The organism is Streptomyces sp. NPDC020958 (genome assembly GCF_055562175.1).
Map to the genome: position 1 here is coordinate 1 of NZ_JBVHFU010000020.1, position 20,588 is coordinate 20,588.

The 20,588-nt window shown below is 70.9% G+C and carries 16 protein-coding genes and 1 pseudogene; 13 read left to right on the plus strand and 4 right to left on the minus strand.

Translation table 11 applies throughout. The features are described from left to right. Nucleotides 1–596 (plus strand): annotated as a pseudogene (locus tag ACZ3KP_RS36255) (hydrolase); the annotation flags it as partial. Here ACZ3KP_RS36255 and ACZ3KP_RS36260 read toward each other — a convergent pair. Then, a complete protein-coding gene (locus ACZ3KP_RS36260) occupies nucleotides 583–3,354 on the minus strand; it encodes a glycoside hydrolase family 2 protein (RefSeq protein ID WP_467504878.1) in 2,772 nt (923 codons plus the stop codon). The pseudogene ACZ3KP_RS36255 and the gene ACZ3KP_RS36260 overlap by 14 nt on opposite strands. A 112-nt stretch (nucleotides 3,355–3,466) precedes the next feature. Then, nucleotides 3,467–4,651 carry an ROK family protein gene (locus ACZ3KP_RS36265; RefSeq protein WP_467504880.1) on the minus strand — a complete coding sequence of 395 codons (1,185 nt, stop codon included), beginning with the start codon at nucleotides 4,649–4,651 and terminating at the stop codon, nucleotides 3,467–3,469. A 119-nt stretch (nucleotides 4,652–4,770) separates the two neighbouring features. On the opposite strand from ACZ3KP_RS36265, the gene ACZ3KP_RS36270 reads away from it, so the two are divergent. Together ACZ3KP_RS36270 and ACZ3KP_RS36275 are read left to right on the plus strand one after the other, a co-directional pair. After that, nucleotides 4,771–6,249, plus strand: a complete 1,479-nt coding sequence (locus ACZ3KP_RS36270) for an APC family permease (RefSeq protein ID WP_467504882.1) — start codon at nucleotides 4,771–4,773, stop codon at nucleotides 6,247–6,249. A 63-nt stretch (nucleotides 6,250–6,312) separates the two neighbouring features. After that, a complete protein-coding gene (locus ACZ3KP_RS36275) occupies nucleotides 6,313–6,867 on the plus strand; it encodes a GNAT family N-acetyltransferase (protein ID WP_467504884.1) in 555 nt (184 codons plus the stop codon). Nucleotides 6,868–6,937: 70 nt separating this feature from the next. On the opposite strand, the gene ACZ3KP_RS36280 is transcribed toward ACZ3KP_RS36275, so the two are convergent. Further along, nucleotides 6,938–7,378, minus strand: coding sequence for an SPW repeat protein (locus ACZ3KP_RS36280; RefSeq protein WP_467504886.1), 441 nt, complete (start codon nucleotides 7,376–7,378; stop codon nucleotides 6,938–6,940). A 243-nt stretch (nucleotides 7,379–7,621) separates the two neighbouring features. Here ACZ3KP_RS36280 and ACZ3KP_RS36285 point away from each other — a divergent pair, with 243 nt between their 5' ends. The 5 genes from ACZ3KP_RS36285 to ACZ3KP_RS36305 all read left to right on the plus strand — a co-directional run bounded on the left by ACZ3KP_RS36285 (nucleotide 7,622) and on the right by ACZ3KP_RS36305 (nucleotide 12,101). Continuing rightward, nucleotides 7,622–7,789, plus strand: a complete 168-nt coding sequence (locus tag ACZ3KP_RS36285; protein WP_358982135.1) for a hypothetical protein — start codon at nucleotides 7,622–7,624, stop codon at nucleotides 7,787–7,789. Nucleotides 7,790–8,014: 225 nt separating this feature from the next. Then, a complete protein-coding gene (locus ACZ3KP_RS36290) occupies nucleotides 8,015–9,100 on the plus strand; it encodes an S-(hydroxymethyl)mycothiol dehydrogenase (protein WP_467504888.1) in 1,086 nt (361 codons plus the stop codon). A gap of 295 nt (nucleotides 9,101–9,395) precedes the next feature. Then, on the plus strand, nucleotides 9,396–9,758 hold the full coding sequence (locus ACZ3KP_RS36295; protein WP_467504890.1) for a bifunctional 3-phenylpropionate/cinnamic acid dioxygenase ferredoxin subunit: 363 nt from the start codon (nucleotides 9,396–9,398) through the stop codon (nucleotides 9,756–9,758). Continuing rightward, nucleotides 9,755–10,918: an NAD(P)/FAD-dependent oxidoreductase gene (locus ACZ3KP_RS36300; protein WP_467504891.1), complete on the plus strand. Its 1,164-nt coding sequence runs from the start codon at nucleotides 9,755–9,757 to the stop codon at nucleotides 10,916–10,918. Before ACZ3KP_RS36295 ends, ACZ3KP_RS36300 begins: the two co-directional genes overlap by 4 nt. A gap of 52 nt (nucleotides 10,919–10,970) precedes the next feature. Beyond that, entirely contained in the window at nucleotides 10,971–12,101 is a 1,131-nt protein-coding gene (locus ACZ3KP_RS36305; protein WP_467504892.1) for an aromatic ring-hydroxylating oxygenase subunit alpha, read from the plus strand. 59 nt (nucleotides 12,102–12,160) lie between these two features. On the opposite strand, the gene ACZ3KP_RS36310 is transcribed toward ACZ3KP_RS36305, so the two are convergent. Continuing rightward, nucleotides 12,161–12,958, minus strand: a complete 798-nt coding sequence (locus ACZ3KP_RS36310; RefSeq protein ID WP_467504894.1) for an IclR family transcriptional regulator — start codon at nucleotides 12,956–12,958, stop codon at nucleotides 12,161–12,163. A 150-nt stretch (nucleotides 12,959–13,108) separates the two neighbouring features. On the opposite strand from ACZ3KP_RS36310, the gene betA reads away from it, so the two are divergent. The 5 genes from betA to ACZ3KP_RS36335 all read left to right on the plus strand — a co-directional run bounded on the left by betA (nucleotide 13,109) and on the right by ACZ3KP_RS36335 (nucleotide 20,480). Continuing rightward, nucleotides 13,109–14,779 (plus strand): choline dehydrogenase, encoded by a 1,671-nt coding sequence (gene betA / locus ACZ3KP_RS36315; RefSeq protein WP_467504896.1) that lies wholly within the window; start codon nucleotides 13,109–13,111, stop codon nucleotides 14,777–14,779. Between the two features lie 165 nt (nucleotides 14,780–14,944). Beyond that, a complete protein-coding gene (locus ACZ3KP_RS36320; RefSeq protein WP_467504897.1) occupies nucleotides 14,945–16,414 on the plus strand; it encodes an aldehyde dehydrogenase family protein in 1,470 nt (489 codons plus the stop codon). A 19-nt stretch (nucleotides 16,415–16,433) separates the two neighbouring features. Continuing rightward, the gene (locus tag ACZ3KP_RS36325) at nucleotides 16,434–17,525 is read left to right on the plus strand and encodes a quaternary amine ABC transporter ATP-binding protein (protein ID WP_467504898.1); all 1,092 of its coding nucleotides are present in this window, start codon (nucleotides 16,434–16,436) and stop codon (nucleotides 17,523–17,525) included. Continuing rightward, nucleotides 17,525–19,501 carry an ABC transporter permease gene (locus tag ACZ3KP_RS36330; RefSeq protein WP_467504899.1) on the plus strand — a complete coding sequence of 659 codons (1,977 nt, stop codon included), beginning with the start codon at nucleotides 17,525–17,527 and terminating at the stop codon, nucleotides 19,499–19,501. Before ACZ3KP_RS36325 ends, ACZ3KP_RS36330 begins: the two co-directional genes overlap by 1 nt. Nucleotides 19,502–19,514: 13 nt before the next feature. Further along, nucleotides 19,515–20,480, plus strand: a complete 966-nt coding sequence (locus ACZ3KP_RS36335; RefSeq protein WP_358982124.1) for an ABC transporter substrate-binding protein — start codon at nucleotides 19,515–19,517, stop codon at nucleotides 20,478–20,480. Nucleotides 20,481–20,588: the final 108 nt, after the last annotated feature.

Below are 20,588 nucleotides of genomic sequence, written 5' to 3' on the forward strand. Positions count from 1 at the left end.
AGTCCGGCAACAAGCTGTACGACGGCTGGAACGACTCCGGCGCCACCAACGCGGCGCTCGCCCTGAACGCCACCGCCTGGCTGGCCGGCGCGAGCGGCGGCAGCGGCGGTGGTGGCGGAGGCGGCGGCGGTGGTGGTGGCACCTGCACCTCCGCCCAGCTCCTCGGCAACCCTGGCTTCGAGTCCGGCAACACCACCTGGACCGCCGGCAGCGGGGTCATCACCAACTCCAGCAGTGAGGCGGCCCGGACCGGCTCCTACAAGGCCTGGCTCGACGGCTACGGTTCCGCCCACACCGACACGCTGTCCCAGTCGGTGACCATTCCGTCCGGCTGCTCCGCGACGCTCAGCTTCTATCTGCACGTGGACACCGCGGAGACCACCACGAGCACGGCCTACGACAAACTGACGGTCACGGCCGGATCGACCACCCTGGCCACGTACTCCAACCTCGACGCGGCCTCCGGATACGTCCTCAAGAGCTTCGACGTCTCCTCCCTGGCCGGCACCACGGCCACCATCAAGTTCACCGGTGTCGAGGGCTCGACCCTCCAGACGTCCTTCGTCATCGACGACACCGCGCTCAACGTGAGCTGAGCGCGGCGGACGGTTCCGGCGCGCCCGCCGGAACCGTCCGCTCCACCGCGTTCCAGCCGGAGACCCGCACCTGGGGGGCCGAGCCGTGCAGATCGGCGGTCCGGTAGGTGGCCGTCAGGGTCGCCGACTCGCCCGGCCACAGGGTGACCTCGTTGTCCGACCACCGGACCGGCAGCACGGGCCTGCCGTTCGCGTCGACCAGATGGACGTCCGTCAGCAGGGACGGGGTGCTTCCCGTGCCCGCGTCGCGGATGGTGACCGTGGTGGTGGACGTGCCGTCCGCCTCGGTCGTCGACGCCGTCGCCGTCACCGGCACCTGGGTCATCGAGGACAGCCCGGTCAGGTCGGCGTGGCTCGTCGTCGGCGTGTGCCACCAGTCGGTCTTCGCCCAGTCGAGGGTGTCGGCCTTGGTGGAGAGCCAGTAGACGTTGCGGCTGACCTCCTTGCCGCCGGCGTCCGTGAGGACCAGCCGCGCCAGATAGGTGGAGGACAGTCCGCTCACCGACTCCGGCAGGGTGAGCGCGGTGCTGTGCGCGCCGTCGCCCTGGACCGTGACACCGGTGACGGTCCGGTCGTACTTCTGGGTGCCGTCCGGATCGAACAGGGTCGCCCGTGCGGTGAGGCCCGACGCCGACGCGTGCCGGTTGTTCACCACGACCACCGAGCGGTCGTCGTAGGAGTACTGCACGTGCAGGGGTTCGTTGGCCTTCTTCGCGCCGAAGTAGGCGCCGCCCTGGTCGAGGTAACGGTCCATCAGCTGCCAGTGCAGGGACGTCCAGCCGCTGTTGAACATCCAGTAGATCACACCGGTCGACGGCTTGGAGGCGTCGGTCTGGTTGCGCTCGTAGGCCTCGTACTGGGCGCGGACGTTCTCGTACTGGGCGAGCTGGGCCTTGCGCACGTAGTCGGCGAGGCTCTTCGGAGCGCCGTAACGGCCGGTGAGGGCCGTGTCGTAGACCTTCAGGGTGCCGAAGGTCGAGGACGGCGAGCGGTGGTACTGCTTGGCGTCCGGATTCTTCCAGAGGGTGTCGAGTTCGGCCGGGGTCATCATGCGGCGCAGGGTGTCCAGGGTCGGGATGTCCGGGCCGGCGCTGGTCTCGGAGTTGAAGCCGGCGGCGCCGCCCTCCCGCTTGGCGTACCAGTAGGACGGCGGGACCCAGTCGTAGGGGCCGGTCATCTTCATGCCCGAACTGCCCAGCTGCGGTGCGGATTTGTCGGAGGCGGCGGGGACCACCGGGACGGGCCAGTCGGCGCCGCCCAGGGCGTCCAGATAGTTCTTCTCGGTCTTCGCGTCGGGCGCGGCGTCGCTGCCGATCAGGAAGGAGATCACGCTCGGGTGGTCGAGCAGCCGGGCGGCCTCGGCGGCCATCGAGGCCTGGGCGACCGAGTAGTCGGCGGCGGTCCACTTCTCGCCGCTCTCGCCGGGGTTGGTCTGCCCCTCCCACTTGTCGCAGCACTCCCAGCCGGGCAGGGTGAGGACGCCGAGGCGGTCGGCGAGGTCGAAGAACTCGTCGGGCTCGATGTGGCCTTCCAGCCGGATGGCGTTGAGGCCCAGGTCGAGGGCGTACCTGAGGCGGTCCTCGGTGTAGGTGTCGTCCCAGCGCAGGAACTCGTCCGGTGACCAGCCGCCGCCCTTGATCAGCAGCCGGCGGCCGTTGATCGAGTACTGGCGGGCGCCGTCGGAGTTCAGCGGGGCCCGCACGTCCCGGATGCCGAAGGTCTCGTGTGTGGTGTCCGAGACCGTGCCGGCGACGGAGGCGGTGAGAGCGAGGTCGTACAGCGGCTGGCCGCCCATTCCCGCGGGCCACCACACCTTGGGGGAGGCCAGGTGCAGTTCCGGGGTGTCCGCCGGGGTGAAGGTGACGGTCCTGGTCTCGTGCGCGGCGAGCGTGACCGACCTGGAGAGGGCCACACCGGCGACCGTGCCGGAGACCTCGGCGGTGACCGGTGCGTCGGAGTCGTTGCGAGCCTGCGCCTTCACCGTCAGGTCGGCCGTCGCGAGGGACGGCACCGCCAGTTTCGTCACCACGTGGGCGTCGCGCAGGGCGACCGGACCGCCGCGCCGGACCAGCACGTCACGGACGATGCCCATGTTCTGGTCGGGCGGCGGCTGGAGCCAGTCGAGCCAGCCCATGGTGAGGTTCTTGTTCGGGTCGTTGGGCTGGACGCGGAAGGCGACCGTGTTCGTGCCCGCCGTCACCAGGGAGGTGACGTCCAGTTCGTGGCGGGTGTAGGCACCGGTGACCTCGTCGGTCGTGGCGACCCGGTGGCCGTTGACGTACACGTCGGCCGCCGAGATCACCCCGCTGAAGTCCAGATAGGTGCGGTGCGAGGGGTCCGTCACCGTGAAGTCGCTGCGGAACCACCAGGGGACCTGGAAGGGCGTCTTGGGGATCTTCTGGAGACGGGTGGAGACGAACGGGTCGTCGTAGACGCCGTCGGCGAGCAGCGCGGCCAGGACCGTGGAGCGCGGGCCCGCCGGGTACCAGCCCGTCGTCGGGTAGCCGGGGGAGGAGACCGCCGCCGCGGAGTCGCCCACCTCGGCCGTCGACCGGATCGCGTAGCCGGACAGCGGGGTCTCGGATCCGGCGGCGGACGGCACCCGAGTGGTCCGCGGGTGGCCGTACGTGGGGGAGTGGGCGGTGGCACCGGCCGGGTTCCTGGCGCCCGCCCACGCGCTCGTGTTGAGTGAGCAGAGCAGGCCCAGGGCCACGGCGGCGGTGGCGAGGCGGCGTCCGGGGGCGGGGCGAGGGAACACGGCGGTCTCCAGGCTCGTAAAGTTAGGAAACTTTACTAACTCGGCTCAAGCTAGGGTCCCGAGGAGGGGGTGTCAATCATCGGCGCCGTCGCGCGCGTTGCCGCCGTCGGATTCAGGACGCCGCCGACCGGCGCTCGAAGACCAGGTCACGGGCGGTGCCCAGCGCGGTGGCCACGGCCCCGAGCAGCACCGCGTCCTCGCCGAGTCGGCCGGGCACGAGCTTCGGGCGCAGCGGGGTGAGCGCGCGCAGATGCTCGCGCACGGGACGCAGCAGCAGGTCGACGCTGTGCCCGACGCCGCCGCCCAGCACCACCAGGTCGGGATCGAGCACGGCCGCGGCCGCCGCCACCGTGTGCGCGATCCGCTCGCCTTCGAGCCGTACCGCCCGCACCGCGGCCGGGTCGCCCTGCCGTGCCGCGTCGAACACGGACTTCGCGGTGAGCTGCCCGCTCATCCCGAACCGCCGCGCCGCGCCGACCACGGCCTCCCCCGACACCGCGTCCTCCAGCCGCTCCGGCTCGGGCTGCCCGGGCCAGGGCAGGAACCCTATCTCCCCGGCGAGCCCGTGCGCCCCGGTGAACAGCCGTCCCTCACTGACCACCCCCATGCCCAGGCCGGTGCCGATCATGATGTACGCGAACAGCCGGCTGCCCGCCCCGACGCCGTACGTGTACTCGCCGAGCGCCGCCAGGTTGGCGTCGTTGTGCACCTCCAGCGGGACGCCCAGCTCCTCGCGCATCCGGTCGAACAGCCCGGCGCGGCCCCACCCGGGCAGATGCATCGCGTACCGCACCCGCCGCTGCCGCTCGTCGTACACGCCCGGCGTGCCCACCACCCCGTGCACCACCTCGGCCGGGTCGACCCCCGAGTCGGCCACGGCCCGCCGTGCCGTGGTGACCAGCAGGTCGGCCATGGCGGCCGAGCCGCGGGCCCGGTTGCGCACGTCCGAGCGGGCGGCCAGGGTGCCGTCGAGGTCGGCGACCGCCACCCGCAGCCAGCCCCGGCCCACGTCGACGCCGAGGACGTGCCCCGCCGCCGGGTCGGGCGCGTACAGCACGGCGGTGCGGCCCCGCTCCGGGGCGCGGGTGCCGACCTCGCGGACCAGGCCCGCCGCCGCGAGCGCGGCCAGGGCACTGGACACGGTCGGCTTCGACAGGCCGGTCTCACGGGCGAGTTGGGCGCGGGAGGCGGACCCCAGCGCGCGCAGCCGGGCCAGCAGCAGCCGCTCGTTGGTGCTGCGCAGTCGCTGCCGGCTCCAGGGCTGGTCCTGCTGCTCTACGACGTCACGGGCGGCCATCGCATCATTCTCACCGATTCCCGGCGCATACTTGACGCATCTAGTAAGGCTCCTTAACTTTATCGGCCATCCCGCCTCCTCGGCCGACGTTCCCTCCTCCTCGCCTCAGGAGCCCCGCCATGTCCGGTAGTCCCGGCCGTCCCGCCACTCCCGACGACCTCCGCAGCGCACCACCCGAAGGCGGCTTCGTGCGCCGCGTGGGTCTCTTCCAGGCCACCGCCATCAACATGAGCCAGATGTGCGGCATCGGCCCGTTCGTGACCATCCCGCTCATGGTCACCGCGTTCGGCGGCCCGCAGGCCGTGATCGGCTTCGTCGCGGGCGCGCTGCTCGCGCTCTGCGACGGCCTGGTCTGGGCCGAGCTGGGCGCCGCGATGCCCGGCTCCGGCGGCAGCTACGTCTATCTGCGCCAGGCCTTCCAGTACCGCACCGGACGCCTCGTGCCGTTCCTGTTCGTGTGGACGGCGATGCTCTTCATCCCGCTGATCATGTCCACCGGCGTGGTCGGCTTCGTCCAGTACCTGGGGTACCTCGCCCCCGGCCTGGGCCAGACCTCCGGCGACCTGGTCGGGCTCGGTGTCATCGCCCTGGTGGTGCTCCTGCTCTGGCGGGGCATCGAGCACATCGCCCGGATCACGGCCGTGATGTGGACGGTGATGATCGCCTCGGTGCTGCTGGTGATCGTCGCCGCGGCCTCCGACTTCAGCCCGCACCTGGCCTTCACCTACCCGGCGCGCGCCTTCGACCTGACGAGCGACCACTTCTGGCTCGGCTTCGCCGCGGGCCTGACCATCGGCATCTACGACTACCTCGGCTACAACACCACCGCCTACATGGGCGCCGAGATCAAGGACCCCGGCCGGATCCTGCCGCGCTCCATCCTCTTCTCGATCCTCGGCATCATGGCGATCTACCTGCTGCTCCAGATCGGCACCCTCGGCGTCATCGACTGGCACCGCATGACGCACCCGGCGGACATCGCGTCGACCTCCGTGGCCTCGGCGGTCCTGGAGAAGACCTGGGGCAAGGGGGCCGCCGACACCGTGACCGTGCTGATCCTGGTCACGGCCTTCGCCTCGGTCTTCACCGGTCTGCTCGGCGGCTCCCGGGTGCCCTACGACGCGGCCCGCGACCGCGTCTTCTTCCGGCCCTACGAGAAGCTGCACCCCCGGCACCGCTTCCCGACCCTGGGCCTCGCGACCATGGGCGTGATCACCGCCATCGGCTTCCTGATCGGCCGCCACACCGACCTCGCCACGCTGATCCAGCTGCTCACCACGGTGATGGTGATCGTCCAGGCGCTGGCGCAGATCGTGGCGCTCACGGTGTTGCGCCGCAGGCAGCCGGCCCTGAAGCGGCCGTACCGCATGTGGCTCTACCCCGTGCCCAGCATCGTCGCCTTCGCCGGCTGGTGCGTGATCTACGGCTACGCCGACAAGAACTCCCCGGGCCGCCACCCCATCGAGTGGTCCCTGGCCTGGCTCGCCCTCGGCTGTGTGGCGTTCGTGCTGTGGGCGCGCTTCGAGAAGGTGTGGCCGTTCGGCCCGCGGGAGGTGAGCGAGGAGTACCTGGCACCCGGGGAACCGGCCGTGGTGTAGTCTCCGTCGTACGACGTCAGCCTCGCCCTGCGGTAGCAACTCCCGCCGGGTGAGGCTTTTTTCATGTCTGACACCGAGAACACCGAGAGGGCGGACCTCGTCGTCCGCGAGGCCCGCACGGAGGACCGCCCCGTCGTCGAGCGGCTGTGGCTGATGTTCCGCCACGACCTGTCCGAGTTCCGCGGGATCCTGCCCAGTCCCGACGGCACCTTCCGCAGCGAGCGCGTCGAGGACGCCTTCGCCGCGCCCGGCTGGGCGCCCTATCTGTTCGTCCTGGGCGGCCACCCCGTCGGCTTCGCGTTCGTCCGGGGAACCGACGCGCCCCTGCGGGTGCTCAACAGCTTCTTCGTGGCGCGCGGCGTGCGCCGCTCGGGTGTCGGGTCGCGTGCCGTCCGCGAGGTCCTCGCCCGGCACCCGGGCCGCTGGGAGATCGCGTTCCAGTACGAGAACCCCGGCGCGGTCGCCTTCTGGCGCCGGGTCGCGGCCACGGCCGCGGGCGACGCCTGGACGGAGGAGACCCGCCCGGTGCCGGGGCGCCCGGAGCTGCCGCCGGACGTGTGGATCTCCTTCGCGGCGCCGGACCGGGCGGACGTCCGGGGTACGTCACGAGCCTTCTAGGCCGGTGACGGGGCCGGTCCGAAGCGCCGGGCCGGCCCCGTGTCCTCCCTTCAGGAGGCGCTCGGTGTGCCTAGGTCATGGGCGCTCGCCTGGCCGTCGTCATGGCGCACAGCAGTCCGAGGCAGAGGGCGAGCCCGCCGATGACGATGTTGTTGATGATGACGCCCGCGTCCGGGCCGCTGCCGACGATCCAGGGCGCGATGATCATCCAGATGCCCATGGCGCACATGGCCCAGCTGAGGCCGTACATGCGTTCCGGGGCCCGGGTGAAGCCGAGGGCCAGCAGGCCTATCGCTATGCCCATGATCAGGTTGTGGGTCATGAGCGCGGGTTGACTGGCCGCGTAGTGGACGATCCACGGGGACGCCGCGCAGTACAGACCGAGCAGGAACACCGGTCCGTCCACGAGCGCCACATCACGGCCGCCGAGCATGCGGGCGTAGCGTTCCCGCATTTCGAAGACATCGGGGTGGCTGGTCATGTCACTTCTGCCGTGCGAGACGTTGGCCATGACTCGTCTCCTTTGACTTGCAGGCCGAACCGCGCCCGGTGCGCGCGGTATGCGCCGCCTAGGAGTATTCTGCTCTTATTTCTTCCTTATGTGTAGCTCTGGTGGCTGTGTGAGGCCGGTGGCCCGCTCCGGCGGGTGCGCCCGCGCTTCGGTGAACGGTGTCCGGCGTTTCGGGCATGTCCGCGTTGATGCGGGGCAGCCGAACGGTACGGCGGACAGCGACTCAGGAGGTGACGGGCCGTCATGGGTGCGATGGTTTTGGAGCGATTTCCCGCGGGGTCTCCCCGGGGTTCGTGGCCGGCCGAGGAGTACGCGGCGAAGCGCCGGGCCGAGGGTGAACCGGCGACGGTGGTGATGGACCTGAAGACGGACGCGTTCCTGGTGGTGGTCCGCGCCCCGGACGAGGACTGACCCGCTCGGCTGAGCCCGGCACGACTGCCGCCGGGTCACCGGCACGGCCGCCATGGCCGGCCCGGTGACCCGGCGGCAGTCGTTCTCGGATCCGGGTGCCGCGACGGATTCTTGACCGGCGCCCCGGGCTCCGCGATGCTGTGTTGCGAACCGCGAGATGCGTGCCGTGATAGGCAACACGTGTTCCGGTGGCGTCTCGCCAGCTCAGTGAGCCGAGGAGTGGCCATGTCCCAGCAGGTCCGTGGTGTCGTCGCGCGGGGCAAGGGCGCCCCTGTCAGCCTGGAGGCCATCGTCGTGCCCGATCCGGGTCCGGGGGAGGCGCTGGTCAGGGTCGAGGCGTGCGGCGTCTGTCATACCGACCTGCACTACCGCGAGGGCGGGATCGGCGACGACTTCCCCTTCCTGCTGGGACACGAGGCCGCGGGGGTCGTGGAGGCGGTCGGCGACGGCGTCACCGACGTCGCGCCCGGTGACTTCGTCATCCTCAACTGGCGTGCCGTGTGCGGCCAGTGTCGGGCCTGTCTGCGCGGGCGGCCGTGGTACTGCTTCGACACCCACAACGCGAAGCAGAAGATGACGCTCGCCGACGGCACCGAGCTGGCGCCCGCCCTCGGGATCGGAGCCTTCGCCGAGAAGACCCTGGTGGCGGCCGGACAGTGCACCAAGGTCGACCGCGCCGCCTCCCCGGCCGTCGCCGGCCTGCTGGGCTGCGGGGTGATGGCGGGCATCGGCGCCGCCCTCAACACCGGCGGCGTCGGACGCGGGGACAGCGTCGCGGTGATCGGCTGCGGTGGCGTGGGCGCGGCGGCGGTGCTCGGCTCGCACCTGGCCGGCGCGGCGAGGGTGATCGCGGTGGATGTCGACGACCGCAAGCTGGAGACGGCGCGGGGACTCGGCGCGACCCACACGGTCAACTCCAAGGAGGCCGACGCGGTCGCGGCGGTGCGCGAACTGACCGGCGGCTTCGGTGCGGACGTCGTGATCGAGGCGGTGGGCCGGCCGGAGACCTACCAGCAGGCCTTCTACGCCCGCGACCTGGCCGGAACCGTGGTGCTCGTCGGTGTGCCCACCCCGGAGATGAAGCTGGAACTGCCCCTGCTGGACGTCTTCGGCCGGGGCGGGGCGCTGAAGTCGTCCTGGTACGGCGACTGCCTGCCCTCCCGTGACTTCCCCATGCTCATCGACCTGTACCTCCAGGGCCGTCTCGACCTGGACGCCTTCGTCACCGAGACCATCGCCCTGAACGAGGTGGAGAAGGCCTTCGAGCGCATGCACCACGGGGACGTCCTGCGCTCGGTGGTTCTCCTGTGACGGACGGCGGCGGCTGACCGCTCCCGCCACAACACAGCACCCCACAGCACGGCACAGCACGGTCCTGCCTCGGTGACGGCCCCCTCGGGCGGCATCGGGCGGGGCCGTCGCCGTCTCCGAAGGCGCCATCGTCTGCCCAGCTCAGATGGGTATTCCGGGTGCTTCGGCGAGCCCTGGGCAACGTGCCGGCGGCCCGCGGGGACCGGCGCGTGAACTCCTTGACAACGCTTCGGAGCCGCCCCCACACTGGCGTTGCGCTCATCGCAATCCGTTTCGCTATACGCACCGAGGTGTCATGATGATTCCCGCGTGCCGTCTCGAGGATCTGCCGCGAGGCGAGGCCCACCGGCTCGACATCGACCCGCCCGTGTCGGTCTTCCACACCGACGACGGCGAACTCTTCGCCATCGACGACACCTGCACCCACCAGGACGCCTCGCTCGCCGACGGCTGGCTGGAGGGCTGCGAGGTGGAATGCCCCCTGCACGCCTCGACGTTCGACCTGCGCACCGGTGCCGTCGACGCGCCCCCGGCCAGACTCCCCGTCCGCACCCACGAGATCGTGGTGGAGGACGGAATGATCCACGTCCGGCTGTCCACCGACGCGCCCAACCTGCCGCCCTGCGTCAGCGCCCGCCTGGCCGGAGGAGCCGCGTGAGGACCGTGGCCGTGGTCGGCGCCTCGCTGGCCGGACTGTCGGCCGCGCGCTCGCTGCGGCAGCGGGGGTACGACGGCCGGCTGGTCGTGATCGGCGACGAACCCCACCGTCCTTACGACCGGCCGCCGTTGTCCAAGGAGTTCCTGGCCGGCACCGTCGGCGAGGCGGACCTGGCGCTGGAGCGGGACGACGAGGACCTGGGCGCCGAGTGGCTGCTCGGGACCCGCGCCACCGGCCTGGACCGCAGCACCCGGACGATCGGGCTCGCCGACGGCCGGGAGGTCCGCGCCGACGGCGTGGTCGTCGCGACCGGCGCGAGTGCCCGCACCCTGCCGGGCACCGACGGCCTCGCCGGGGTCCATGCGCTGCGTACCCTCGACGACGCCCGCGCGCTGCGCGCCGACCTCGCCCGGGGCGGCCGTCTCGTGGTGATCGGCGGCGGCTTCGTCGGCGCCGAGGTCGCCTCCACCGCGTACGCCCTCGGCCTTGACGTCACCGTGGTCGAGGCTGCGCCGACCCCGCTGGCCGGACCGCTCGGACCGGTCATGGGCGCGGTCGTCTCCGCCCTGCACGCGGACCACGGCGTGCGGCTGCTGTGCGGGGTGGGCGTCAAAGGGCTCGGCGGCGAGCACCGGGTGGAGTCCGTCCTGCTGGAGGACGGGCGCAGCGTGCCCGCCGACACCGTCGTCGTCGGAGTCGGCGCACGCCCCTGTGTCGACTGGCTCGAAGGCTCCGGCGTCACGCTCGACAACGGCGTGAAGTGCGGCGCCGACGGGCGCACCAGCCTGGCCGGGGTGGTCGCGGTCGGTGACTGCGCCAACTGGTACGACCCGGGTACCGGCGGCCACCGCAGGGTCGAGCACTGGACCGGCGCACTCGAACGGCCGGCCGCGGCCGTCGCCGCGCTGCTCGCCCACGGCGCGACCGATCCGGGGACGCCCAGGCCCCCGTACTTCTGGTCCGACCAGTACGGCGTGAAGATCCAGTTCGTCGGGCACGCCGCCGGAGCCGACAGCGTGACGGTCGAGGAGGGCTCCACCGACGACCGCAGTTTCCTCGCCGTCTACCGGCGGGCGGGCCGTCCGGTCGCCGTGCTCGGCATGAACCAGCCGCGGCTCTTCACCCGCGCCCGCAAGCAGTTCGGCACCGCCGCGTCCTGACCCGGCGACCGCGCCACCCCATCGATCCGCGACGTTCTCCGAGGAGTTCACCGTGACCTCGACCAGCCTGCCGGACAGCCTGATCGCCACCCTCCCCGGTTCCGCCTACACGGATCCCGGGATCTTCGCCCAGGAGCAGGAGCGCATCTTCGAGAGGATGTGGTTCTGCGTCGCCCGCGCCGCGGACCTGCCGAAGCCCGGCGCCTTCCGCACCGTCGACGTGGGCCGCGAGTCCATCCTCGTCACCCGGTCCAGGGACCGCTCGGTCCGCGCCTGGTTCAACGTCTGCCGGCACCGCGGGGCCCGCGTCTGCACCGAGGAGTCCGGCGAGGTCAGGCGCGCCTTCCAGTGCCCGTACCACGCCTGGACCTACGACCTGGACGGCAAGCTGGTAGCGGCTCCCAACCTCACCAAGATGCCCGACGTCGGCCGCACCGAGTACGGCCTGGTCCCGGTGGCGGTGCGGGAATGGCTCGGCTATGTGTGGGTGTGCCTCGCGGAGGATCCGCCCGCCTTCGAGGAGGACGTGATCGGGGCCGTCGTCGAGCGCCTCGGCGACGTCGCGTCGATCGAGCGCTACGACATCGACAACCTGTCGGTGGGCCGGCGGATCGTCTACGACGTGCGGGCCAACTGGAAGCTCATCATCGAGAACTTCATGGAGTGCTACCACTGCGCCACCATCCACCCCGAACTCACCGAGGTGCTGCCCGAGTTCGCCGACGGCTACGCGGCGCAGTACTACGTCGGCCACGGCGCCGAGTTCGGCACGGACATCCAGGGGTTCACCGTGGACGGCTCCGAGGGACTCGACCGCATCCCCGGCGTCTCCGAGGACCAGGACCGGCGCTACTACGCGATCACCGTCAAACCGCAGGTGTTCATCAACCTCGTGCCCGACCACGTGATCTTCCACCGGATGTACCCGGTCGCCGTCGACCGGACGGTCGTGGAGTGCGACTGGCTCTATCTCCCGCACGTCGTGGCGAGCGGCAAGGACGTCAGCCGGTCGGTGGAGCTCTTCGACCGGGTCAACCGCCAGGACTTCGACGCCTGCGAACGGACCCAGCCCGGCATGGGCTCACGGCTGTACGCCAAGGGAGGTGTGCTGGTCCCCAGCGAGCACCACATCGGCGCGTTCCACGACTGGGTGCACGAGCGGCTCGGCACGGCGCCGCGGTGACGCCCGCGGCCCGCGCGAGGAGCTGAACGCGGGCCCTGCGGCGGTCGTCCTGCGGGCGCTCAGCCCAGGTACCCCATGCGGTAACTGATCTCCTCCGCACCCTTGACCAGCACCGGGGCCAGCTCGTGCATCCGCTCCTCGGTGAACCGGTAGGACGGCCCGGATGCGCTGATGGACGCGATGACCCGGCCCTCACGGTCCCGGATCGGCGCGGCCATCGCGTGCAGCCCGATCTCCAGCTCCTCCAGCGTCCAGGCGTAACCGCGCTCCCGGGCCTCGGCGAGGTTCTTCTCCAGCTTCACCTTCGAGGAGATGGTGTGCGGGGTCACCTTCTTCAGCCCGGCCTCCGAGACCAGCGCGGCCCGCTCCTTGGCGGGCAGGTGGGCCAGCATGATCTTGCCGCTGGAGGTGGCGTGCAGCGGGGTGAGCTGGCCGACCCAGTTGTGCGCGCTGACCGCGGCCGTACCCCGCACCTGGTACAGGTTGATCGCGTAGTGCTCCTGCATCACCGCGAGGTTGACCGTCTCGCCGATCTCCTCGGCCAGCCGCTCACACACCTGCCGGCCCTGCTGGGTGACGTCGATACGGCCCGTGACGGCCCCCGCCAGGCGTACGATGCCGAAGCCGAGCGCGTACTTGCCGCGCTCGCCCGCCTGCTCCACCAGGCCGCGCGCCTCCAGGGCGCCGAGCAGGCGGAACGCGGTCGACTTGTGAACATCGATCTCGGCCGCCACCTCGCTCACACCCGCCTCACCGCGCTGAGCCAGGATCTCCAGGACGCTGATGGCGCGGTCCACGGACTGCACGCCCCCAGAAGATGAGCCGTTCGATTCGGTATCCGGACTGTAGTTGCTCATGGCGAAACTATACGCGCAGTAAACAACACGTTCCAAGTAACGCGATGTGAACAAAGATCTTACAAGTTGCGTTGTTCGCAACCTAGTGCGTATAGCGCTACCCGTACTAGCATGCCGCGCACATCGACGGCGCGAGCGAGACGAGGCACCATGGCTCCCTTGCAGTACGACTTCGTCATCGTCGGCGGCGGCTCGGCCGGCAGCGCGCTGGCCAACCGGCTCTCGGCCGACCCCGGCAATCGGGTGCTCGTCCTGGAGGCGGGCCGGCCCGACTACCCGTGGGACGTGTTCATCCACATGCCCGCCGCGCTGACCTACCCCATCGGCAGCCGCTTCTACGACTGGAAGTACGAGTCCGAGCCGGAGCCCCACATGGGCGGCCGCCGGGTCTACCACGCACGCGGCAAGGTGCTGGGCGGCTCCAGCAGCATCAACGGCATGATCTTCCAGCGCGGAAACCCCATGGACTACGAGCGCTGGGCCGCCGACCCCGGCATGGAGACCTGGGACTACGCCCACTGCCTGCCGTACTTCCGCCGGATGGAGAACTGCCTGGCCGCCGACCCGGACGACGAGTTCCGCGGCCACGACGGCCCGCTGGTGCTGGAGCGCGGCCCGGCCACCAACCCGCTCTTCACCGCCTTCCTGAAGGCCACCGAGGAGGCGGGGTACGCGCCCACCGACGACGTCAACGGCTACCGGCAGGAGGGCTTCGCCAAGTTCGACCGCAACGTCCACCGCGGCCGGCGCCTGTCGGCGTCCAAGGCGTACCTCAAGCCCGCCCGGAAGCGCCCCAACCTCACCGTGCGGACCCGCGCCCTGGTCACCCGCGTCCTCTTCGAGGACAAGAAGGCCGTCGGTGTCGAGTACCGGCGCGGCAGGGGCCCCCTCCAGCAGGTCCACGCCAGGGAGGTCGTCCTCTGCGGCGGCGCCATCAACTCCCCGCAGTTGCTCCAGCTCTCCGGCATCGGCAACGCGAAGGAGCTGCGCGCCCTCGGCATCGACGTCGTGCACGACCTGCCGGGCGTCGGCGAGAACCTCCAGGACCACCTGGAGGTGTACATCCAGTACGCCTGCAAGCAGCCCGTCTCCGTCCAGCCGTACCTGGCGAAGTGGCGCGCCCCCCTCATCGGCCTGCAGTGGCTCTTCCGCAAGGGGCCGGCCGCCACCAACCACTTCGAGGCCGGCGGCTTCTGCCGCAGCAACGACGACGTGGACTACCCCAACCTGATGTTCCACTTCCTGCCCATCGCGGTCCGCTACGACGGCTCGGTGCCGGCCGGCGGTCACGGCTACCAGGTCCACGTCGGACCCATGTACTCCGACGCCCTCGGCTCGGTGAAGATCAGGAGCAGGGACCCGCGCGAACACCCGGCGCTGCGCTTCAACTACCTCTCCACCGAGCAGGACCGCCGCGAGTGGGTCGAGGCGGTCCGGGTCGCCCGCCACCTCCTCAACCAGCCCGCCCTCGCCCCCTACAACGGCGGCGAGATCTCACCCGGCCCGTCCGTGGCGACCGACGAGGAGATCCTCGCCTGGGTCGCCAAGGACGGCGAGACGGCGCTGCATCCGTCCTGCACGTGCAAGATGGGCACCGACGAGATGTCCGTCGTCGACCCGACGAGCATGCGGGTGCACGGCGTGGACGGACTGCGGGTGGTGGACGCCTCGGTGATGCCCTACGTCACCAACGGCAACATCTACGCCCCGGTGATGATGATCGCCGAGAAGGCGGCCGACCTGATCCTCGGCAAGGAGCCGCTCGCGCCGTCGAAGGCCGCGTACTACCGGCACCGCGACGCCCAGAAGCAGGCCGGGTAGCCGCTGGGCGCCGCCGTGCGGCCGTGCGGCGGCGTGCCCCTTTCGCGGCCGAATCGGGATACGCGGACCCCTTGACGTTCGTCAGCCTGTTCGGCCAGGGTGTTCCACCACAAGCAATCCAATGCGCAATACGCAACGCGAAGTTCGGGCTCGAAGGGCGCGGCCGTGGCAGATCTGTACGTGGACGGTGAATGGCGCGGCGCGGTGGCCGGCGGCCGCCGGGAGATCCGCTGCCCGGCGGACGGCACCCTCGTCGCCACGGTCTCGGAGGCCACCCGCCCCGACACCGAGGCCGCGATCACCGCCGCCCGGCGCGCTTTCGACGAGGGACCCTGGCCGCGCACCGCCGAGCGGGAGCGCGGTGCCCTGCTGCTGCGCACCGCGGGCGTCATCGAGCGCGACGCGAAGGAGTTCGCCCGCGCCGAGTCCCTGGACACCGGCAAGCGCCTGGTGGAGAGCGAGTACGACATCGCCGACGTCGTCTCCTGCTTCCGCTACTACGGTGGCATCGCCGGGACGGACGCCGGCCGGGTGGTCGACACCGGCCGGGACGACGCGCTCAGCCGGGTCACCTACGAACCCGTCGGCGTCTGCGCACTGATCACCCCGTGGAACTACCCGCTGTTGCAGGCCTCCTGGAAGGTCGCCCCGGCCCTGCTCGCGGGCAACACGATCGTCCTCAAGCCGAGCGAGCTCACCCCCTCCACCTCGATCCTGCTGATGAGGGCACTGGCGGAGGCGGGCCTCCCGGCCGGCGCCGCCAACCTCGTCCTGGGCGCCGGGCCCGAAGCCGGCGCACCGCTGGCCGAGCACCCCGGCGTCGACATGGTGTCCTTCACCGGCGGACTGGACACCGGCCGGCGCCTCATGGCCACCGCCGCCGCCACCGTGAAGAAGGTCGCCCTCGAACTCGGCGGCAAGAACCCGAACGTGGTCTTCGCCGACGCCGACTTCGACACCGCCGTGGACTTCGCGCTCACCGCCGTCTTCCTGCACTCCGGCCAGGTCTGCTCGGCCGGCGCCCGGCTGATCGTCGAGGACTCGATCCACGACGCCTTCGTCGACGAGGTCGTGCGCCGGGCCCGGCTGATCCGTCTCGGCGGCCCCTTCGACCCCGAGGCCGAGACCGGGGCGCTGATCTCCGCACAGCACCGCGAGAAGGTCGAGGCGTACGTGGCCGCCGGTCTCGCCGAGGGCGCCGTACTGCGCTGCGGGGGCGCCCGACCCGACGACCCCGCGCTCGCGGGCGGGCACTACTACCCGCCCACCGTTCTCGACGAGTGCCGGCAGGACATGCGGGTGGTGCACGAGGAGTCCTTCGGGCCGGTGCTCACTGTCGAGCGTTTCCACGACGAGGACGACGCCGTGCGCATCGCCAACGACACGGAGTACGGCCTCGCCGGAGCCGTCTGGACCCAGGACGCGGGCAAGGCCCAGCGGGTCGCCCGGCGACTGCGCCACGGCACCGTGTGGATCAACGACTACCACCCCTACGTGCCGCAGGCGGAGTGGGGTGGGTTCGGGCATTCGGGCGTGGGCCGTGAGCTGGGACCGACCGGCCTGGACGAGTACCGGGAGCCCAAGCATGTCTGGCAGAACATCCAACCCCGGCCGCAGCACTGGTTCCGCGGCTGACGCCGAAAAGAGGCCGATCATGACCCCAGCCCAGACCGAGGTGTCGCAGCGGCGCGGCACGTCCCAGGACCCCGGGGATCGCACCCCGGTCATCTCCGTGCGCCGGCTGTGGAAGGTGTTCGGTCCGAAGGCCGACGAGGTCCCGGGCTCCGAGGAGTTGTGCGGCCTCACCCGCCGCGAACTCATGGACCGCACCGGCTGTACCGCCGCCGTCCGGGACGTGAACTTCGAGGTGTCGAACGGCGAGGTCTTCGTCGTGATGGGCCTGTCCGGGTCCGGCAAGTCCACCCTGGTGCGATGTCTGACCCGGCTGATCGAACCCACCGCGGGCGAGGTCGTCTTCGAGGGCGAGGACATCCGGGGCGCCGACGCCCGGCGCCTGCGCGAGCTGCGGCGCAGCAAGTTCTCCATGGTCTTCCAGCACTTCGGTCTGCTGCCGCACCGCAAGGTCGTGGACAACGTGGCCTTCGGCCTGGAGATCCGGGGCATGAGCAGGGCCGAACGGATGAAGCGGGCCCTGGAGACGGTCGAACTCGTGGGCCTGGCGGGTTATGAGAACTCCTACCCCGACCAGCTCTCCGGCGGTATGCAGCAGCGCGTCGGCCTCGCCCGCGCCCTGGCCGGCGACCCGGACGTGCTCTTCTTCGACGAGCCGTTCTCCGCGCTCGACCCGCTCATCCGCCGGGACATGCAGAGCGAGGTCATCCGCCTGCACCACGAGGTCGGCAAGACCATGGTGTTCATCACCCACGACCTCGCCGAGGCCCTCAAGCTGGGCGACCGCATCCTGATCATGCGGGACGGCAAGATGGTCCAGTGCGGCACCGGCGACGAACTGGTGGGCGCACCCGCCGACGACTACGTACGGGACTTCGTGAAGGACGTGCCACGCGGTGACGTCCTCACCCTGCGCTGGATCATGCGGCCCGCCGAGCCCGGCGACGCCCTGGACGGCCCCGAGCTGGGACCGGACGTCGTGGTGCGCGAGGCCACCCGGGCGGTGCTCGCCGCCGAGAAGCCGGTCAAGGTCGTCGAGCACGGCAAGCTGCTCGGCATCGTGGGCGACGAGGAGATCCTGTCCGTCGTCGCCGGGCAGGACGGGGGCGCCTGATGGCCGCCGTCGCCGACGCGACCGCGCCGGTCGCCTCGATACGGCAGAGGGTCAGCCGCCCCCTGGTGGTGGCGGCGATCCTCGTGGTGTGGCTGCTGCTCTTCGCCGTGTTCCGCGGGCGGCAGACGCTGACCCTGGCCGCCGCCGACCTCACCGGTCTGCACCGCCGGCTCAACGACGTCAACGACAGCATCGGCGCCCACCGCAACTCCAACCCGGTCTTCCTCTACTTCTTCAACGAGATCCGCCTCGTCATCGACAACCTGGTCACCTTCGTCCAGTCGCTGATCTCCCAGCCCACCGGCTCCCGCCCGGTCCCGCAGATCGGCTGGCTGGGAGTGGTCGGACTCGCCGGCTACGCCTCCTGGGCCGTCGGGAACTGGCGGGTCGCGCTGCTGGCCGTGGCCGGGTTCACCTTCTTCGGGCTGCAGGGCCTGTGGCAGGAGAGCATGGACACCCTGGCGCTGACCCTGTCGGCGGTCCTCGTCGCCCTGCTCATCGGCATCCCGCTGGGCGTCTGGGCCGGGCTCTCCGACCGGTTCAACCGGATCATGACCCCGTTCCTGGACTTCATGCAGACGATGCCGACCTTCGTCTACCTCGCCCCACTGACCCTGATCTTCCTCATCGGCGGGGCGTCCGCCGTGATCACCACCGTGATCTACGCGGCGCCGCCCGCCATCCGCATCACCGCGCACGCCATCCGGTCCGTCCCCGAGACCACCGTCGAGGCGGCCGACTCGCTCGGCACCACCCGCACCCAGCAACTGGTGAAGGTGCTGCTGCCGATGTCGAAGCGCACCGTGGTGATGGGGGTCAACCAGACCATCATGGCCGCCCTGGCCATGGTGACCATCGCGGCCCTGATCGACGCGCCGGGACTCGGCAAGACCGTCGTGCAGGCCCTGCAGTCCCTCGACGTCGGCACCGCGTTCAACGCCGGGCTCGCCATCGTCGTCATGGCGATCGTGCTGGACCGGGTCACCACGGCCGCCGCCGCCCGCACCGAGGCCCGCCGCACCGGCGGCGACCGCTTCCTCAGGTGGCGCCGCCCGCTGCTGGGGGCGGGCGGGATCGCGGCCCTCGTCCTGGTCTACCTCTCCCACACCTACGTCTGGGCGGCCGAATTCCCCGGTGACGGCGCCGTCGGCAGTCACATCGCGAGCGCCGCCGACACCACGACCGGCTGGCTCCAGGACCATGTCTCCGGCCTGACCAACGCGCTGCGCGACACCCTCACCAACGGGCTGCTCAACCCCTTCCAGACGCTGCTCACCGACTCCCCGTGGTGGCTGGTCGGCGCCGTCCTCGTCGCGCTCGGGGCGCTGCTCGGCGGCCGCTGGGCGGCGCTGACGGCCGCGGTGTGCGTGGGGCTGCTGGTCGGCACGGGGCTGTGGTCGGACAGCATGACCACGCTCGCCTCGACCGCCGTGGCCACCGTCCTGGTGATGCTGCTCGGCGCGGTCTTCGGCGTGTGGATGGGCCGCAGCGCCCTGGTCGACCGGCTGATCCGGCCCACCCTGGACGCCGCCCAGGTCATGCCGCCGTTCGTCTACCTGGTGCCGTTCCTGGCGCTCTTCGGCGCCACCCGCTTCACGGCGATCGTCGCGGCCGTCGTCTACGCGGCACCCGTCGCCATCAAGATCATCGCGGACGGCGTGCGGAACGTCCCGGAGTCCACCGTGGAGGCGGCCACCTCGGCCGGGTGCGACACCTGGCAGATCATCACCAAGGTCCAGCTGCCGATGGCACGCGGCGCCCTGACCCTCGCGACCAACCAGGGCCTCATCTACGTGCTGTCGATGGTTGTGGTGGGCGGCCTGGTGGGGGCGGGCGCCCTCGGCTACGACGTCGTGGCCGGTTTCTCGCAGGGTGAGCTGTACGGCAAGGGGCTGGCGGCGGGGCTCGCCATCGTACTGCTCGGAGTCATGTTCGACCGGATCACTCAGGCTGCGGCACGACGCGCCCGGGCATAAGGAGCACTACACCATGGCACAACACTGGCGAGCCGGCGCGGCCGGCCTGGCCGTCCTCGGACTCACCCTCACGGCCTGCGGCGGCGCGAAGGTCGGCGACAGCAGCTCGGCCGGCTCGACGTCGTCGGGCGGCAAGTGCGGCACCTTCAACCTGGCCGTCAACCCCTGGGTCGGCTACGAGGCGGACGCGGCGGTCGTCGCCTACGTCGCGCAGCACGACCTCGGCTGCACCGTCAAGAAGAAGGACCTCAAGGAGGAGATCGCCTGGCAGGGCTTCGGGACCGGTGAGGTGGACGCGGTCCTGGAGAACTGGGGCCACGACGACCTGAAGAAGAAGTACATCACCGGGCAGAAGACGGCCGTCGAGGCCGGCTCCACCGGCAACAAGGGCATCATCGGCTGGTACGTCCCGCCGTGGCTGGCCAAGGCGCACCCCGACATCACCGACTGGAAGAACCTGAACAAGTACGCCGCGAACTTCAAGACGTCCGAGTCGGGCGGCAAGGGGCAGCTGCTCGACGGCGACCCCTCCTACGTGACCAACGACGCCGCCCTGGTGACGAATCTGAAGCTGGACTTCAAGGTGGTGTACGCGGGCAGCGAGACCGCGCTCATCCAGGCCTACCGGACGGCCGAGAAGAACAAGCAGTGGCTGATCGGCTACTTCTACGAGCCGCAGTGGTTCCTGTCCGAGGTGCCGCTGGTGAAGGTGAACCTGCCGAAGTACACGACGGGTTGCGACGCCGACGCGGCGAAGGTCGCCTGCGACTACCCCGTCTACGACCTGGACAAGATCGTCAGTGCGGGCTTCGCCAAGTCGGGCAGTCCCGCCTACAAGCTCGTGAAGAACTTCCACTGGACCAACGACGACCAGAACACCGTGGCCAAGTACATCGCCGTGGACAAGCTGTCGGACGACGCGGCGGCGAAGAAGTGGGTCGACGCCAACCCCGACAAGGTCAAGGCCTGGCTGAAGTAGCCCGGGTCGCCGACGAACTGGTCCAGGACGCCCGGCGGGCGGTGCGCGGCTGTGCGCGCCGCCCGCCGGGCGCTGCCCTTTTCCGGGCCGCCGTCACGACCGTTCCCG

Coding starts and splice junctions, on each gene's coding strand:
- ACZ3KP_RS36335 (WP_358982124.1), top strand. CDS start 19,515: ATGGCACAACACTGGCGAGCCGGCGCGGCCGGCCTGGCCGTCCTCGGA.
- ACZ3KP_RS36280 (WP_467504886.1), bottom strand. CDS start 7,378: ATGGCCAACGTCTCGCACGGCAGAAGTGACATGACCAGCCACCCCGAT.
- betA (WP_467504896.1), top strand. CDS start 13,109: ATGGCTCCCTTGCAGTACGACTTCGTCATCGTCGGCGGCGGCTCGGCC.
- ACZ3KP_RS36325 (WP_467504898.1), top strand. CDS start 16,434: ATGACCCCAGCCCAGACCGAGGTGTCGCAGCGGCGCGGCACGTCCCAG.
- ACZ3KP_RS36270 (WP_467504882.1), top strand. CDS start 4,771: ATGTCCGGTAGTCCCGGCCGTCCCGCCACTCCCGACGACCTCCGCAGC.
- ACZ3KP_RS36295 (WP_467504890.1), top strand. CDS start 9,396: ATGATGATTCCCGCGTGCCGTCTCGAGGATCTGCCGCGAGGCGAGGCC.
- ACZ3KP_RS36310 (WP_467504894.1), bottom strand. CDS start 12,958: ATGAGCAACTACAGTCCGGATACCGAATCGAACGGCTCATCTTCTGGG.
- ACZ3KP_RS36285 (WP_358982135.1), top strand. CDS start 7,622: ATGGGTGCGATGGTTTTGGAGCGATTTCCCGCGGGGTCTCCCCGGGGT.
- ACZ3KP_RS36290 (WP_467504888.1), top strand. CDS start 8,015: ATGTCCCAGCAGGTCCGTGGTGTCGTCGCGCGGGGCAAGGGCGCCCCT.
- ACZ3KP_RS36330 (WP_467504899.1), top strand. CDS start 17,525: ATGGCCGCCGTCGCCGACGCGACCGCGCCGGTCGCCTCGATACGGCAG.
- ACZ3KP_RS36265 (WP_467504880.1), bottom strand. CDS start 4,651: ATGGCCGCCCGTGACGTCGTAGAGCAGCAGGACCAGCCCTGGAGCCGG.
- ACZ3KP_RS36275 (WP_467504884.1), top strand. CDS start 6,313: ATGTCTGACACCGAGAACACCGAGAGGGCGGACCTCGTCGTCCGCGAG.